The following is a 16,588-nucleotide window of genomic DNA, read 5'->3' as shown; positions in this document are numbered from 1 at the left end:
AGTACAATAACGCGAAGCGGTGCTAAACTGTTTCGCGTTTTTTATCTGCCACGTCTGATACTGGTGAATATCACCCCCTCTCCTTGTGGCAGAAATTTGTCTGTCGTATCGATCCTTTCCGCTTTTTCATTCCTTACCGATTGATTTCGTTCTCTGGTTTATATTCACTATTGTGCACGTACTTAATTAATTGCTTATATTTAAACAGTAACCTTTACGCTCCCGAGGGCGTTGTGTTACCTGAGATGGACAGCGATTAGGAAGTCACATGCTATTCACATTGGAACATGCCAAGGAAATTCTGAGCTGTATGCCAGACCCTATTTTTATCCTCAGTGATAACGGTATTTACGTGGATATTTTTGGCGGCAAGGATACCCAGTCTTACCATGACGGCAGTGGGCTGGTGGGCAAATCACTGTATCAAGTAATGGAGGCCGGGCAGGCGGATTGGTTTGTCAGCGAAATCCGGCGGGCGTTAAAGCAAAACCAGATTGTCACTGTCGAGTACCAGCTCAGTGCCCAAGATGTTAAAGGGCTGGATCAAACCAGTGGTCCTGAAGGGGTTCTCCATTTTGAAGGAAAAATCTGCCCGTTGAGCCTGGATTATCAAGGCCATGCTGTCGTGCTTTGGCTGACGAGGAATGTTTCGCAGCGCTGTGAGCTGGAAGCGTTATTGCGTTATCAATCTCAGACCGATGCATTGACCAATATTTTTAACCGTCGGGTATTTTTTGAAAAACTGGAGCAGGAAGTGTCGCGGTGTAACGGCACAGACTATCAGGCGGCGTTGCTGCTGTTTGATTTGGACTTTTTCAAAGCCGTTAATGATCAGTATGGTCATCATGCCGGTGATTTTTTACTGGTCACATTAACCGAAGTTGTCTCAGGTATGCTGCACTATGGCGAAACTTTTGCGCGAATGGGCGGTGAAGAGTTTGCGATTGTTCTGCCTCACACATCCCCCAGCCAGGGCAGGGAACGTGCAGAAAAAATCCGTGCCATGATCCAGCGTCAGCGCTTTAAGTACCAGCAAGTTGCCATGTCGGTGACGGTCAGTTTCGGGGTTACCGACATTACCCGCTCAGAAAGCAACACGCAAATTTATGCCCGGGCAGATAAGGCCTTGTATCACGCCAAGCGCAATGGACGTAACTGTGTGGCTCTGATCGAGTCACTTGCTTAGCAACCGGAGCGCCAGTCGTGGCGGAGCTTTCGCACATGCCAGTTTCGCTGCCAGACGCTGAGGCAAATCATCCAGATCCAACCTTACTGGTTGTCGCTGTAAATCGCCCGATTTCTGCCCGCTTCTTTGGCTTTGTATAAACATTGGTCCGCTTCGACAAAGGCGTAAGTATTATTGTGCAGTTCTGTTGCGGGTAACGGGCGACTGATCCCAATGGAGACGGAAGCCGAAATTGGCCCGGTTTGGGTTTTGAATGGTGTCTGGCTGATCGCCTCAAGCATTGAGTCGATTCTGGCTGGTACCGCGGGCCCCTCTTTTAGCAGGCAGAGAAACTCTTCTCCTCCCCAACGAACCAATATTTCGTCACTGTCCAGTTTCTCACTCAGCCGGCCGGCTGTTTGTCTCAGGACTTGGTCTCCTGTTTCATGGCCGTACTGGTCGTTGATTCGTTTAAACCAGTCAATATCCAGCAACACTATCCGGTACCCGGCCGAACGGTCAATTTGGGTAAATGCCTCAACCTCGTTCTGGTAAAAGCGACGGTTGTACATACCGGTAAGCTGATCTTGAAAAGAGAGCGCCAGTAGTTGCTTATTCTGGGCGCGTATAGCAAGGGTGCGGCGGAGCATTATGACCAGAATGGTGGCACCGATCGCGCCCAGAACCAGCAGTATTTTGAAACGAAGCTGTTCTTGTTTTAGCTGCAAAGCGTTTAACTTGTTTTGCGTGTCCAGCAGATCGCGCTCTTGCTGGATCTGTTGTGTTTCTAAGCCAAATTCTAAAGCATAGAATTCACTTAGTAGTTGATTGCGTTGCTTCTCATGGTACTGCTTATACAGCGCCAAGGCCTCGTTACTTCGGTTTGCTGTTTCGAGCGCATTTGCCTTAAGCAGGTGAGCTTGGATCAGCCAGCGGGGGTGGTTGAGGGCAGAGAAAATGGCGATAGATTTTTCTAACTGCTGAAGTGCTTGTTGGTGATCCCCTAATGCTAATAAGCTTTGCGCGGATATATACCAACAGATCGCTTGCTGTTTAGGGTAGTCGGGCGCTTGTGGGTGATCAATACACGCTTGGGCTTTGCTCATGCCCTGTTTGGTATCTCCCAGAAAGTTGAGTAATCTGGCAGCATTCTTAAGATCCAGGATCTGGTTATACGCGGGTGAGTTGTCATTCAGGTATTGCTGGGCGGCCCGGTATGACGCCTGGGCATTCAGTTTATCATTCAAGTGAATATAGACGAAGCTCTCGTTAAGCAGAGTGATGTGCATCAGGTTGTTTTTTACCGGTGACATCCGGGTAAACAACTGCCGGGCTTTATTGAGATGGGAAATCGCTTTGTCCCAACGCTCGAGGTGTACATAAAGTAAGCCCAGGTTATTATAAAACTGGGCATTAAACTGACTTTGCGGGTATTTTTGCGCCAGTTTGAGCCCCTGAGTAAAATAAAGCAGGGATTGCTGCAATTGATTGGTGGCGTTATACAAGATGCCGCCAACATTGTAGGCATGAATCAATAATCGCTCGGCGTTGAACTGTTTGGCTAAGGTAATGGCATGCTCAATGGTCTCAATGCCCTGTGGATAGTGACCTCGTTTAAGGTTTACGTTCGCCTGATCAATTTTCAGCCTGATATCCAACCAGTTGAGCCGGTGAGTTTGAATCAACTGCTCAAGCCTGTGGGTGGTCTCGTCAGCTTGGTCTGATTTGCCCAGAGTAAGATAACTGTGGCGTTTGAGCCACAGTAAATAGGCTAGTTCGAGTGCGGATAAGTCATCGGCATGGCTGGACTCAATAGCTTGCAGCTGCTCCAAAACACGGCTTGCCTCTGACGGTTTGCTTTCTGTTAAGGTAATAAGTCGCTGTCCGAGCGGTGTGTTACTCAGTTCTATTTCCGGCGACTTTAGCGTCGTTGCATCAGGCTTCGCCACCGGATGCTGCCAAAATACGTACAGCATAGCGAGCAGAATGACTCCCAGGGAGCCCAGTGTGAACAGCCGGTATTTGGTCATATATATTGTCACGCGTTAGATGTGGTAATTGCCATTTAAGCCGGGGCCTGACTACAACATATCAACCGATTTTTTGACGGCTGCAATCAAAGCCTCAACATCAGAAAGGGTGTTATAGATACCAAATGACACCCGCACCGTTCCTTTTACCCCTAAAGCATCCATCAGTGGGTGAGCGCAGTGATGCCCGGCACGGACTGCGATGCCTTGTTGATCGAGCAGGGTGGCGATGTCCTGGTGATGCACGCCGTCCATAATAAAGGTTAGCACGGCGGCATGGCGTTGATAGCCCAAAATATGAATATCTTCTAATTGACAGAGTGCCTGGTAGGCTTTGTTTTGCAGCGAATGCAGGTGCGCTTCCACCTCTTGCCGGTCAAAGCTTTGATACCACTCAATCGCTTTGGCTAACGCAATTGCGCCGGCGACGTTTGGTGTCCCTGCTTCAAATTTACCCGGCAGCGCCGAAAAGGTGGTTTTTTCAAATGAGACCTTCTCGACCATTTTACCGCCTCCGTGCCACGGCGGCATAGCTTCAAGCAGCTTAAGCTTGCCATACAGGACGCCGATCCCGGCCGGGGCGTATAGCTTGTGTCCGGAAAATACGTAGAAATCTGCATCCAACTGGCACAGGTCTACTGCTTCATGCACTATGCCCTGGGCACCATCCACGACCACGACCGCACCTTGTGCATGGGCAAGGTCGATAATTTGTTCAATTGGTTGGCGTGTACCGGTCACGTTGGTGATGTGCGCACAGGCGACGATTTTGGTGCGCGCGCTTAATAAGCACTGGTATGCGCTCATATCCCACTGGCAATCACTGGTCATCGGAACCTTGATGATTTTTGCCCCGGTTTGTTCAGCGACGAGTTGCCACGGCACAATGTTGGCATGATGCTCCATTTCACCAATTAAGATCTCATCATCGGCCTGTAATGTTTTGCGTGCGTAGGTCTGTGCAATCAGATTAATTGCTTCGGTGGCACCGCGGGTCCAGATGATTTCTTTACTGCTGTGGGCGCCGATGAAATTGGCGACCGTGTCCCGTGCCGCTTCAAACCGGCTGGTGGCATGAGCAGTCAGGCTGTGGCTGCCACGGTGGACGTTGGCGTTTTGTTCACTGTAGTAATGGCTGATGACGTCGATGACACACTGCGGTTTTTGTGTGGTAGCGGCACTGTCGAGGTAAACCAGAGGTGCTTGGTTTACCGATTGTTTTAACGCGGGAAACTGGGCGCGTATATGGTCAACGTTAAACATTATTCATCACCTAACTTGTGGTAATGCAGGGTAGGGATGGTGACCATTGGTTCGGCAACCCCCCAGGCGTGTTTTTTGCCGGATAAACGGATGATCACTTCCATGGCAAACTCCAGAGCTGTGCCAGGTGCCTGGCTGGTGATCAAGTTATGGTTGGTGTCGATGGTGACCCGTTTGCTGCGCCAGTTCGCCTCTGGAATATGAGACCGAAAGCTGGGGTGACAGGTCATGATTGCATCTGGGTACAGGTTGTGGTGTTGCAGCACCAGCGCCGGCGCGGCACAGATAGCTGCCACCAGTTTACCTTCATACATATGCTGTTTAAGGATTTCAATCATCACTGTGCTGTCACGGAAGGTTTCTGCACCTCCTACGCCACCTGACAGGACGATGGCATCAAACTCGTCATCCGCAATATCGACCAGTTTGCAGTCAGCGGTTAGGGTGACGCCACGAGAGGCCTGCATGGTTAATGCACCGTCAAAGTCGGCACTGGCCGTCACCACCTCGTAGCCGGCACGTACCATCAGGTCAATCACCGTAACTGCTTCCAGTTCTTCGGTGCCGGGGGCGATGGGGACTAGGATTTTTTTCTTCATGATTGTGTCCAGCTTTGTTCAATTTGTTTGATGCGTTGGTAGAGTCTGGCATTCTCTGGCGTATTGATATGATGTATCTCAGCTACCTGGAGTAAATAGCCAGTAATAAAGTCTATCTCGGTACGACGCTGGTGGAAAACATCTTGCCTCATGGAAGAGTAGTTTGCTGCGGTTGCACTGACCACTTGCATAATCGTGGCGTGCAGAGAATCGAACTCAACTTCTATCCCTTCTTTGCTCATCACCTCGACCAACTCGCGAGTAATGTTCTTGAGTGTGCGCGAAAACTCCGCTGCGGCAAGCGCGCCATTTTTACATTGGTGAATGGCAGTCAGCGGGTTGATGGCACAGTTTATCGCCAGTTTGGTCCATAAGGCGGCGTTGATGTCGGGATTCCAGTTTACCTCTGGCAAGGCGTGATTCAGCACTTCTTCCAGAAATGCACATTGCGAACCCTTGGCATTAAACGCGCCAATTTGCGTAGAACCACGTCCGGTATGCAAGACCTGCTGTTTACTTGGTTTATAAGCGCCATGGGTAGTGGTCGCAATCACAATAGGGTTGTGCTTAAGTTGCTTTTCTACTAACTGTGCCGTGCCCATACCGTTGTGCATCAGCAATACAATTGAGTCGGGATTAATATGTGGCAGAAGTGGTTTAATAGCCGATTCAACTTGCCAGGCTTTTACCGTCACGATAATCAGGTCGGCCTTCTTTAAAGAAGCAACATCTTGATTAGGAAAACGTGTTGTCGGGCTGTCATCAAGTTGGAGAGATTGCTCGCTCTCTGCGCTTCTTCCCCACAAAGAAACATTGTGCCCGGCCTGTTTGAGTTTTGTAGCCCAGAGTGAGCCTATCGCTCCGGGGCCTAGGATGAGAATATTCACCAAACGCTCTCAGTAAAAAGGTTTGCTGCAAGGATAATGAGGGAAAAATGGAAAGCAAATAAAAATGGCGCCATCAGGCGCCATTTTTTGGGGAACTTATCGGTTCAATTAGAACTTGTAAGTTACTGCTAGGTAGTGGCTCACGCCTGTTGACTCTAGCTGTAAGCCATTGCCAATGTCTAGGCCGTCTTTCACACCGTATACGTCTTTGTATGCTTTCAGGCCGTAACCCACTGCGAAGCGGTCAGAGTGCCAGTAGATACCGTTGAACATTGCGCCGCCGCTGCTCGCTGTTGCACCCAGCTCTTCTTTCATGCCGAATTGCCAGTCGATGTAACCCTGGTAAGAGATGAATGAGCCGTTCTCAAAGAAGTAGAATGGTTTGAACCAGTTGGTTGCAAGGTGGTAGCCATTCCAGTCTTTTTGGTTGCCGTCGTAAGTGCTGTATAGGTTCAGGCCGATTTTACCTAACCATGGCACGTTTACGTCAGAGCCAAGACCGATTTTCTGGTTGTTTACACCACCGTTGTTACCGCCCCACTCAAATAGAGATGCAACATATAGCTCTTGAACAGGACCGAAAGACAGGTCTTTACCAGTCAGGCCGTCCAGAGACATACGCGGTGCAAATTTCATGAACATTTTGTCTGGAGCGTGGTTTTCAAGAGATTTGTCTTGGTCGTCTTTAGTGCCCAGGTTGAACACGTCAACGTAACCGTATAGGTCGAAGATGCCCGAGCGGCCGCCGAATTCCATTTCCAGGTAATCGTGAGTGTTGTCATCCGCGCCTTTTACGCGTGGCATCTCATCGATTGAGTACATGTAGTTAAATTGCATCCACTTGTAATCGTTCTTGTGGATATCGCCGTCAGAGTAATCTGCTGCCATTACTGGTGCTGAAGTAGCCGCTAATAGGCCAAGAGCTAGAAGTGATTTACGCATAAGGGGACTCTCTATGTTTGTATTGATTTAGAACACGCAATCTTCGCTGCGCTTCCAATTGGCGTGAATAATAGCGAACAAAATCCCAATTGGAAGTGATACAGCGTGCAAAAACGAACGTTTTGAGTGATCGCTATCACGAATCGGATTTATTACGCGGAACTAAAATTATCTTGCATGATTTTGCATAAAATTCGTGATCTTGATCGTTTGCTTGGGTTTTTTGCTGCCTTTTTAAGGTAGTCGATAAACCAACATAATTCGTTAGTGATCGCTCTAAAAAGCCATACGTATGAGTTCATGAATCAAAGAGGATGATTGAATGAATGAATTGATGTTGTTTCCACTGACCTCGGTTGTGTTACCCGAAGGCAAAATGAATCTGCGAATTTTCGAGCCGCGCTATCAACGCCTGGTTAAGGAATGTTGTACGAAAAATATCGGGTTCGGTGTATGTCTGGTCGGCGGGGATTCGCAGCAGAAAACAGCGGGCAATCTCTCCTCAGTCGGCACTTTGGTCCACATTGTTGATTTTGAAACACTCGAAGATGGGCTTCTTGGCATCACCGTGGTCGGTGAAAAGCGTTTTTCAGTCAGGCGGGTACGGTCCGATCCCGATGGGTTGCGCCGTGCCGAAGTAGAGTGGTTGGAGAACTGGAACTCGCCCCCGATGCCGCTCGATTTTGTGCCTCTGAGTAAGCAACTTGCGCAGGTTTACGAGCAGTTTCCCCAGCTAGGCCACCTTTACCAGCAGCGCTTTTACGATGACCCGAGCTGGGTGGTGCAACGATGGCTGGAGTTACTGCCTCTTGACCGTGACTTGTTTGAGCGGCTGGCCGGCGCTGCAGATTGTATTCCGGCTCTGGAATTTTTGATCGAAACCATTGAAGCCCCAACACCAAGAGAGAAAAGGATATGAATAAATTACAAGTAGCGGCGGTTACCGTCATCACTGCATTGGGTATCACTGCCTGTGGATCGGATAGTGACCCGGTTGAATATACTTATCTGCAGGCCGTGCATGCGTCAGCAGATGCACCAAGGGCTAATGTTTGGGTCAATGACAGACAAACCTTAACGGATGTAGATTACGGAGTCGGTTCGGGTTACCTGAAGTTGCGAGAGGGGCAGAACTCGGTTCAGGTGGAAGTGCAATTACCCGGTGATGATACGCTCACCGTGATTGAGCGCACCATGTTAGATCTCGATTCAGAACTCCAATATACGGTGTTGGTCGTTGGTGATGCCGATGGCAGTAATAATCCGGTCGAGCCGCTGATCGTGACTCGCAGTGTTGATTCGATGGCCGACGAGAACAGTCTGGATGTGCAGGTCGTGCATGCTGCGTCGGGTGTGCCGGCGGTCGACCTTTACGTGACCGCACCGGGTGCTGAATTGGCATCTGCCATTCCGCTCGCCTACAAAGCTTCAACTGAAGTCATTAACATTCCGGCGGGTGACTACCAGATACGGTTGGTGGCCGGAGAGACGGTTGCGTTTGACTCAGGACCTTTGCCGCTTGCGGCTAACGCTAATCTGACTATTGCTGCCATCAAAACCGCAGATTCCAACAGCAGTTCACCAGTACAACTGTTGGTGTTAGATGGCTCAGGTTCAACTACACTGCAAGATATTGGCAGTGCAGCGGAAGTGCGAGTCGGCCATCTGGTCGATAGCGCGCCGGTGGTGGATGTACATGTCAATGGTGGGGTATTTGGTCCGCTGGCTGATTTGGCGTTCAAGCAGATCCGAGGTTACCTGGATTTAGTTCCGGGCAGTTATGACGTCGATGTGTTTTTGAACGACACCACCAGTGAACCGATCATTTCTGCCACAGGGCTTAGTGTTGAGGCAGGCGGTGATTACAGCGTTTATGCGGTGGGTTCGCTCATTGAGAACGTCGAACTTGAACCTCTGGTTGTTGCAGACGAGCGAAGAGCAGTGGCGACCAGTGCGGTGCTGAATGTGACGCATGCGGCGGCGAATCCCGATGCCAGCACGGTTGATATTTACCTGACTACTAGCTCGGGGATTGAGGGTAGTGATCCGGTTATCACTGATTTTGCGTATAAAGACAGTGTGCAGGGAGTGTACGTAGCAGAAGGGGCCTATTTTGTGACCGTCACCGCAGCGGGAGATCCTTCGACCGTGGCGATTGATTCGGCACCGGTTGCGGTGACAGATGGCGTCGTTTACCAGGTTGTCGCAATTGACGATGGCAATAATGGTGGATTCAACTTACTCGTAGATGACATTACGGATTGATACAGGGGAGGGGGTGCCCTCCCGGACAACTAAGGCTGATTATTATGAGTGATGGCTCCGTGACCTTAGGGCGAAGCGATTGGAACGCCTACATGGACAAGGTAAAAAATCGGGACAAAGAGGCATTTGCGTTTGTTTTTCGGTTCTACGCCCCCAAACTTAAACAGTTTGCCTATAAACACGTGGGCAACGAGCAGGTGGCGATGGAGATGGTGCAGGAAACCATGGCGACGGTATGGCAAAAGGCGCATTTGTATGATGGCAGTAAAAGCGCGCTGTCGACCTGGATATACACCATTATCAGGAACCATTGCTTTGACTTGTTAAGGAAGCAGAGAGGCAAAGATTTACATATCCACTCTGACGATATCTGGCCTTCCGATTACTATCCGCCAGATTTAGTCGACCATTACTCTCCTGAGCAGGACATGCTCAAAGAGCAAGTGGTTAAGTTTTTAGATATGTTGCCCAAAAACCAAAGGGAGGTATTGCAAGCGGTGTATTTGCAAGAGATGCCTCATCAACAGGTCGCGGAACTGTTTGATATTCCTCTGGGGACAGTAAAGTCGCGCTTGAGGCTTGCTGTTGAAAAACTGAAGCATTCAATGCATACGGAGCAATTATGAACACTCACCCAGACTTCCAGTTATTAGAAGCTTATGCTTCAGGAACCATTGACGCCGTTTCAGGTCTTGTGGTCGCGATTCATTTAGAAACGTGTTCTGACTGCAGGCGATATGTGAATCAGTTTGAAGATGGCAGCGGGGTGCACTTTCTGGAGGTATCGACAGAATACTCTATCGAGTTTGACCGCATGCTGAACGATATTGTTTCTGCTGAACCGGTTGAAGACGGCATAGAGATTAGTGATATCGCCACGGTTGAGGTGGCCGGTAAAACATTTGATCTGCCGAAGTCATTGAGTCGGTTTGCCGACCTGGTCAGTGACTGGCGCAGTTATGGCGGCAAAGTATACAGTGCACAAGTTGAATTGGGCGAAGATGCGCGGGTCAACTTATTGTATATCGGTGAAGATGTCCGCATCCCTCAGCACACGCACAAAGGGCTGGAATCGACCTTAGTCCTGCATGGTGGATTCAGTGACGAGGACGGCCATTACCATGCCGGTGACATGATGATACGTGATGGTTCGGCCAGACACAGCCCCTACACCAAGGCCGGCGAAGACTGCCTGTGCTTAACGGTACTAACAGAACCTATGCTGTTTACCCAAGGCGTCGCACGAATATTTAATCTGTTCGGTAAAGGAATGTATCCTTGAGTTTGAACCAACAGTAAAAGCCATCGCGGGGCGATGGCTTTTACTGTTGGCGGACGGTTAGTGCTGCTCGCGGGCCTTTTCCAGCAACTCGGCAAAGTAGTGGCGCAGTGAGTAGAGCATGATCAGGCTTGGGATAACCATCACCGCGGTGAGGACAAAGAAGGTCGGCCAGTCATTGAGATACTCGACCAGTTCACCACTGAAAGAGGCCAGAGTGGTCCGTCCCAGGTTGCCCAAAGAAGCAAGCAGGGCGTATTGGGTCGCGGAAAATGCCTGTCCGGTCAGTAGGGTTAAGAAAGAGACAAATGCCACGGTGGAAAAGGCGGTGGTAAAGTTGTCGACGATGATGGTCGCCAGGTAGAGTCCTTCACTCGGGCCAACTTTGGCTATCCAGGCAAACATCAGGTTACTGGCCGACATGGCTATCCCGCCAATCATTAGTCCGCGGACAATACCAAATCTCACATTGAACATACTGCCAATGATGGTAAAAACGGTGGTCGCTCCCCAGCCGATCAACTTGGAGTAGTAGCCGATTTGCTCATTGCTGAAACCGATATCCTTATAAAAGGCGATCGACATACGACCCAAAAACGCTTCGCCGATCTTAAACAGGAACACAAACAGCAAGAGCGTGATAGCCACCCGAACACCATTGCGGTTGAAGAAATCCAAGAAAGGTTCAACCACAGTGACGGTAAACCAAGCGACCAGTTTAGAACCAATCACGGCCTGATGACGTTTTTCGGCAGCGGACTGCAACTGTTCACGCTGCGTCGTAGGCTCACCGACCAGAATAGTAAACAGCATTAAAATGCCGACTATTGCCGCCATGCCATAATAGACGCCGTTCCAGCCAATGCTGTCCGCGTTGATGAAAGCAAGGTAACCGGGCAGCGAGTATCCGGTCCACCAGCCGGTGACCGCCATCGCAGAGGCCTGCGGTAATTTGGATGCTTCAGACTTTGGGAAGGTGTCAATGCGAAATGCATCGATGGCGATATCTTGAGTTGCCGACGCCGTCGCGATACATAAGGCGAGCAGAGAAGCAAACATCAGATTCTCTGCCGGATTGACGCCAGCGATAAATAATGTCGCGCACAGCACGATGCTCTGGCAAAAGAAGATCCAACTGCGCCGTTGGCCCAGCAGTGAATACAAGAGCGGCAATTTTACCCGGTCAACCAGAGGTGCCCACAAAAAGTTAATAGCATAGACCGCGAAGACACTACCGAAATAACCGATAGCGGATAGGGTCAGGCCGGCGTCTTTAAGCCAGCCGGACATATTTGAACCGATCAGCACCCAGGGAAAGCCGCTCGAACAACCGAGCATGAATACCCACATTAAGCGTTTATCAAGGTAAGATTTTACCGTTTCCAGCCAAGTGATGGAAGGCAATGAAGACATAGTGATTTCCATTAAGGGAAAGCCCTTATATACAAAGGGCTTCTACCCGAGCAGCGGTAAAGTGCATCAGCAGAACCTTACCGGGGGGGGTTATTTGATTAACGTTGCTTTGGTGATCACAATCTGCTTCACCGGTACATCGCGCATGCCTTTCACTGTCCCGGTAGGCTGTTTGGCCATCATTTGGATGACATCAAACCCTTCAGTGACCTGACCAAATACCGCATAACCCGGCGGGCGGGAAGCAAAGTTGAGAAAATCGTTATCCACCAGGTTAATGAAAAACTGACGGGTGGCCGAATGAGGATGGTTGGTTCTGGCCATCGCGATGGTTGCCTGATCGTTTTTCAGACCGTTATTTCCCTCATTCTTGATCGGGGCATAGGTCTTCACCATCGCCATATTTTGATCAAAACCACCCCCCTGTGCCATAAAGCCGGGAATAATACGGTGGAAGATGGTGCCTTCATAGCTGCCATCTTCGACATATTGAAGGAAGTTAGCCACGGTAATCGGCGCTTTCTCTTCATTTAACTCCACAGTAAAAGAGCCCATTGTGGTTTCAAACGCCACTTTCGGTCCGGCCATAACACCGCAGCTTAGCAGGGCGAGAGAAAGAATCGCTTTGCGTAACATTAGAATCGCTCCTGCATGTATTGACGAAGTTCGGCATCATTTGCCATCTCTTTCAGTGTCAATGCAATGACATCGTTCAGGGTTTGTTCAATATCATCGTCAGAGGCGCTGAGTGCTCCGGTGCGCTGAGCGGTCCCGGTGTACGTCTTCACCAGCTTACCTTGAGGGGTTGCCGCCGTGATTTCGAGAATCACTTTCGCGTCCATTTCATTCTGCATCACCGAATGTTTGACATTGATTAAGGCTTCTTGAACTTGCAGCTCAACCGTGTTGTTGCTGTTGAGATCGGTGCGAAAACCTTGTGAGGCAAACTGTTTTTCCAGAGCCTCTTCGATAGTGATGCGCAAATTCTGTTTTGCGTGCAAAGGAAGGATATTGGAGCGGCCATTATCAACCAGAGCGACATACTGAGCAGCGCGTACATCTTTACTGGTTAGGCTGTACGTTTTGCCTTGTACAATCGGATTGGTGCTTAATGTCGTTTCAGGCATCACATTAAGTTGGGGTTGCTGCGGTGCAGAACACGCTGCAAGCAGGGCAACGGAAGCCACGAGTGCCAGTTTTTTCATTATATTCTTCCTTCGTAAAGTCATAGCTTTATTGCTTAGCGGTTAATTTAGCAGGATCTTTTGTCGCCTGTAAAATCACGAACTTATTGTTAGAGGCGACCAATTTCACATTTCTTTCGCCGAACAGACGTTTCAGCTTGGCATCATAACCCAGATGGCGGTTGCCGATGACCATTAACTGACCGCCATTGACCAGAACCTGCTTGGCGTCGCAGAACATTTGCCAGGCAATGTGATCGGTAATGGCCTGGCGTTGGTGAAACGGCGGGTTGCACAAGACCAAATTTGCACAGTCACGTTTGAAACCATCCAGGCAGTTGTTGGCAATGCATTGGATATCCCGATCGGGCCCCAGGTTATCAATCAGGTTCCGCTGTGCCGATGTGACGGCCATAAAGCTTTCGTCGACACAGGTGAGGCGCGCCTGGGGATTAAGTTGCCCGGCCTTAACCGACAACACTCCGTTTCCGCATCCCAGATCGATGATGTGGCGTAATTCAGGATCCTGTGGCAGATGCTGGAGCATAAAACGTGCGCCTAAATCCAGACTTTCGCCAGAGTACACATTCGGCATATTTTCCAGATGGATCGCTTCATTGTCCACATCCCAGCCTGTAACCGACACCACTTCTATGGCTGGTTGGCAGTTTGGTTTAGAAAAAACTAAGCGGTGTTTTTTCCACGCCAGAGAGGTGGTCGTCTCACCGAGGTATTTTTCAAACAGGCTGAGTGTTGAGCTGTGAATGTCCTTGGCTTTATTGACCGAGATAACCGGACAACTTTCAGGGAGTGCCTGGCGCAGTTGACTGAGTAACCATACTAAGTGACGGTTACTTTTAGGTATCTGCATCAACACCAAATCGGTATCGGCCGGGATGTCGTCCATGGTAGTCAAGAACGTTACCTTGTTACACCGGTTACGTTGCAGGTTTTTCAGGGTGCCCTTATGGGCAACGAAAGAGTCACTCATCATCGTGACTGTGTGTTGCTGTGAAAACCAACAAGACAGCGCACCAAAATTATCGTTGAGGATAACAATGTTACTGCCTGCTGGCAGGCCCATCTCTTCGATATGGTTAATCAGGTACTCATCGCCGGCATCCCAGGCTTGCAGTGTCTCTTTCGCACGTTTGGGAAAGCGATGGAGGGTCAGGTGTCTTGCATGAAGGTGTAGTTCGGATTCCATATAATTGCGGATAATGAATCTATAGTTACTGAGATTGTCGCAGATGATCACCACTCAAGATACAGAAAGCTGTCAAATTTCTCATTTTCCGAATGACTTTTCTTGCATGTCAGCCTTGCAGAAACCGGGTTGAGAGCACACAGTACGGAGGAAAATCACTTTGTATATATTTTCTTTAACTAACTTGCGTATATACTTGAGAGATTCGCAGCAACGAGGGTGAAGTATGATTCAACAAATCATAGAGAATAAACTGCATAGTGAGTTGCAACCGAGCTACCTGAAAGTGGTTAATGAGAGTTACATGCATAATGTCCCTCCGGGCTCGGAAAGTCATTTTAAAGTGATCGTTGTTTCGGATGTGTTTGAAGGGCAGCGTTTAGTTGGACGACATCGTCAGGTGCATCAGATTTTGTCGTATGAATTAGAAGAAAAGATCCATGCCTTAGCGATCCACACCTACACCGAAGCCGAGTGGAAGGCTGAGCAGGATGGCGCACCTGATAGTCCGATGTGTATGGGTGGCAGCCACTAAATCAGGGCGGAAATTTACTATAAAAAAGGATGGCGGTAGCCATCTTTTTTTGTATGCGAGACGTCTCGGAAAAAACCGATCTAAATGGGTGGTGTTAAAGCATAATATTAACAGTGTATCAACAAATGAACGAAAATTAATGTATGTGACAAGGCGTGAATGTTTTATTTCCACAGCCATTTTGGGGCTTTTTCGTTTGTGCGATGGCTCAAATTTATGATTATTCTTTAGCCTAATACACCGGATTTCATCGAAATATCACCACTAATCCTACGATTGGTCATGGCATCAAGTTCCTAAAAAATGCTAGACTACCGGACCTGACAAATCTCGTCCGATTTCTGTGATGAGATTTTTAATAGGATGTTGCGATTCTGGCGTTTTAAACAACGCCAGAACCGGACACTGATGTCGTGTCTAAAAGTTACGCAATCAAAAGAATCTTTTTCCCGATAAAAGTAGTGCAAGTGCGTATGATTACAATAAAGAAGGGTTTGGATCTTCCTATCGCAGGAACTCCTTCCCAGGTGATTAATGATGGTAAAACCATCAAAAAAGTCGCCTTGCTTGGCGAAGAGTACGTTGGCATGCGTCCTACCATGCATGTCCGCGTTGGAGATGAAGTAAAGAAAGCGCAAGTTCTTTTTGAAGATAAGAAGAACCCTGGCGTGAAATTTACTGCACCAGCAGCCGGTAAAGTGATCGAAGTTAACCGTGGCGCTAAGCGTGTCCTTCAGTCTGTTGTGATTGAAGTGGCGGGTGAAGAGCAGGTGACATTCGATAAGTTCGAATCAGCTCAGCTAGCAAGTCTGGATCGTGATGTGATCAAGACACAATTGGTTGACTCTGGTTTATGGACTGCTTTACGTACTCGTCCGTTTAGCAAGGTTCCAGCAATTGAGTCTTCTTCTCAGGCTATTTTTGTGACTGCTATGGATACTAATCCTTTGGCAGCCAAGCCGGAGTTGATCATCAATGAACAACAAGAAGCCTTTGTTGCCGGTCTTGACATTCTTTCAGCCCTTACAGAAGGCAAGGTTTACGTCTGTAAATCTGGCATTAGCCTGCCACGCTCTTCTCAACCCAACGTCGAAGAACATGTCTTCCATGGTCCACACCCGGCAGGCCTTGCCGGCACCCACATGCATTACCTTTACCCGGTAAATGCTGACAACATGGCGTGGAGCATTAACTACCAAGACGTGATTGCATTCGGCAAGTTATTCCTGACCGGCGAACTGTATTCAGAGCGAGTGGTGTCTCTGGCAGGGCCAGTGGTCAATAACCCTCGTCTGATCCGTACGGTGATGGGGGCGAACCTGGATGAGCTTACTGATAGCGAGCTGATGCCTGGTGAAGTCCGTGTGATTTCTGGCTCGGTACTAACCGGTACTCATGCCATCGGTTCTCATGCCTACCTGGGCCGATACCATGTACAGGTTTCGGTACTGCGTGAAGGTCGTGACAAAGAGCTGTTCGGCTGGGCAATGCCGGGTAAGAACAAGTTCTCGGTTACCCGTTCATTCCTTGGTCATCTCTTTAAAGGTCAGTTGTTCAACATGACAACTACGACTAACGGTAGTGACCGTGCAATGGTTCCAATTGGCAACTACGAGCGGGTAATGCCGCTGGATATGGAACCTACTCTGCTACTTCGTGATCTCTGTGCAGGTGATACTGATAGTGCTCAGGCACTGGGTGCGCTTGAACTGGATGAAGAAGATCTGGCGTTGTGTACCTTTGTTTGTCCTGGTAAGTACGAGTACGGCGCGTTACTTCGTGAGTGCCTGGATACGATCGAGAAGGAAGGGTAATTTTC

Annotated in this window: 16 protein-coding genes; 7 read left to right on the top strand and 9 right to left on the bottom strand. The window is 49.1% G+C overall.

All coding sequences use genetic code 11. The annotated features are described in order from the left end of the window. The first annotated feature begins 268 nt into the window (after window positions 1-268). Complete coding sequence (locus tag P2G85_RS11940; RefSeq protein WP_275864306.1) at window positions 269-1,186, top strand: GGDEF domain-containing protein; 918 nt, start codon at window positions 269-271, stop codon at window positions 1,184-1,186. A gap of 83 nt (window positions 1,187-1,269) precedes the next feature. Here P2G85_RS11940 and P2G85_RS11935 read toward each other — a convergent pair whose 3' ends face one another. The 5 genes from P2G85_RS11935 to P2G85_RS11915 all read right to left on the bottom strand — a co-directional run bounded on the left by P2G85_RS11935 (window position 1,270) and on the right by P2G85_RS11915 (window position 6,886). Beyond that, window positions 1,270-3,195, bottom strand: coding sequence for a GGDEF domain-containing protein (locus P2G85_RS11935; protein WP_275864305.1), 1,926 nt, complete (start codon window positions 3,193-3,195; stop codon window positions 1,270-1,272). Between the two features lie 51 nt (window positions 3,196-3,246). Continuing rightward, a complete protein-coding gene (csdA, locus tag P2G85_RS11930) occupies window positions 3,247-4,458 on the bottom strand; it encodes a cysteine desulfurase CsdA (protein WP_275864304.1) in 1,212 nt (403 codons plus the stop codon). Further along, on the bottom strand, window positions 4,458-5,057 hold the full coding sequence (locus P2G85_RS11925; protein ID WP_275864303.1) for a DJ-1 family glyoxalase III: 600 nt from the start codon (window positions 5,055-5,057) through the stop codon (window positions 4,458-4,460). The genes csdA and P2G85_RS11925 overlap by 1 nt, the downstream gene beginning before the upstream one ends. After that, complete coding sequence (gene panE, locus P2G85_RS11920) at window positions 5,054-5,944, bottom strand: 2-dehydropantoate 2-reductase (RefSeq protein ID WP_275864302.1); 891 nt, start codon at window positions 5,942-5,944, stop codon at window positions 5,054-5,056. The genes P2G85_RS11925 and panE overlap by 4 nt, the downstream gene beginning before the upstream one ends. Window positions 5,945-6,052: 108 nt before the next feature. Beyond that, window positions 6,053-6,886, bottom strand: a complete 834-nt coding sequence (locus P2G85_RS11915; protein ID WP_275864301.1) for an outer membrane protein OmpK — start codon at window positions 6,884-6,886, stop codon at window positions 6,053-6,055. Between the two features lie 322 nt (window positions 6,887-7,208). Between P2G85_RS11915 and P2G85_RS11910 the strand changes: the two genes are divergently transcribed. Genes P2G85_RS11910 through P2G85_RS11895 form a run of 4 tightly spaced genes read left to right on the top strand, consistent with a single transcriptional unit; the run spans window position 7,209 to window position 10,433 of the window. After that, window positions 7,209-7,805, top strand: coding sequence for an LON peptidase substrate-binding domain-containing protein (locus P2G85_RS11910; RefSeq protein ID WP_275864300.1), 597 nt, complete (start codon window positions 7,209-7,211; stop codon window positions 7,803-7,805). Continuing rightward, window positions 7,802-9,151 carry a DUF4397 domain-containing protein gene (locus tag P2G85_RS11905; protein ID WP_275864299.1) on the top strand — a complete coding sequence of 450 codons (1,350 nt, stop codon included), beginning with the start codon at window positions 7,802-7,804 and terminating at the stop codon, window positions 9,149-9,151. Before P2G85_RS11910 ends, P2G85_RS11905 begins: the two co-directional genes overlap by 4 nt. Window positions 9,152-9,195: 44 nt before the next feature. Beyond that, complete coding sequence (locus P2G85_RS11900; protein ID WP_275864298.1) at window positions 9,196-9,777, top strand: RNA polymerase sigma factor; 582 nt, start codon at window positions 9,196-9,198, stop codon at window positions 9,775-9,777. Continuing rightward, window positions 9,774-10,433 carry a ChrR family anti-sigma-E factor gene (locus P2G85_RS11895; protein WP_275864297.1) on the top strand — a complete coding sequence of 220 codons (660 nt, stop codon included), beginning with the start codon at window positions 9,774-9,776 and terminating at the stop codon, window positions 10,431-10,433. The genes P2G85_RS11900 and P2G85_RS11895 overlap by 4 nt, the downstream gene beginning before the upstream one ends. A 57-nt stretch (window positions 10,434-10,490) precedes the next feature. Here the strand turns inward: P2G85_RS11895 and P2G85_RS11890 are convergent, their stop codons facing one another. The 4 genes from P2G85_RS11890 to P2G85_RS11875 all read right to left on the bottom strand — a co-directional run bounded on the left by P2G85_RS11890 (window position 10,491) and on the right by P2G85_RS11875 (window position 14,234). Next, on the bottom strand, window positions 10,491-11,843 hold the full coding sequence (locus P2G85_RS11890; protein WP_275864296.1) for an MFS transporter: 1,353 nt from the start codon (window positions 11,841-11,843) through the stop codon (window positions 10,491-10,493). A 90-nt stretch (window positions 11,844-11,933) separates the two neighbouring features. Further along, a complete protein-coding gene (locus P2G85_RS11885; protein WP_275864295.1) occupies window positions 11,934-12,479 on the bottom strand; it encodes a peptidylprolyl isomerase in 546 nt (181 codons plus the stop codon). Continuing rightward, complete coding sequence (locus tag P2G85_RS11880) at window positions 12,479-13,048, bottom strand: YajG family lipoprotein (RefSeq protein WP_275864294.1); 570 nt, start codon at window positions 13,046-13,048, stop codon at window positions 12,479-12,481. Before P2G85_RS11880 ends, P2G85_RS11885 begins: the two co-directional genes overlap by 1 nt. Window positions 13,049-13,076: 28 nt before the next feature. After that, window positions 13,077-14,234, bottom strand: a complete 1,158-nt coding sequence (locus P2G85_RS11875; RefSeq protein WP_275864293.1) for a methyltransferase — start codon at window positions 14,232-14,234, stop codon at window positions 13,077-13,079. 226 nt (window positions 14,235-14,460) lie between these two features. On the opposite strand from P2G85_RS11875, the gene P2G85_RS11870 reads away from it, so the two are divergent. Both P2G85_RS11870 and P2G85_RS11865 read left to right on the top strand, forming a co-directional pair. Next, entirely contained in the window at window positions 14,461-14,769 is a 309-nt protein-coding gene (locus P2G85_RS11870; RefSeq protein ID WP_275864292.1) for a BolA/IbaG family iron-sulfur metabolism protein, read from the top strand. A gap of 473 nt (window positions 14,770-15,242) precedes the next feature. Then, the gene (locus P2G85_RS11865; RefSeq protein ID WP_275864291.1) at window positions 15,243-16,583 is read left to right on the top strand and encodes a Na(+)-translocating NADH-quinone reductase subunit A; all 1,341 of its coding nucleotides are present in this window, start codon (window positions 15,243-15,245) and stop codon (window positions 16,581-16,583) included. Window positions 16,584-16,588 lie beyond the last annotated feature (5 nt).

This window comes from Vibrio sp. CAU 1672 (genome assembly GCF_029223195.1).
Taxonomy (GTDB): Bacteria; Pseudomonadota; Gammaproteobacteria; order Enterobacterales; family Vibrionaceae; genus Vibrio.
The sequence above is the reverse complement of the archived record's forward strand: the minus strand, read 5'-3'. Positions and strand labels throughout refer to the sequence as shown.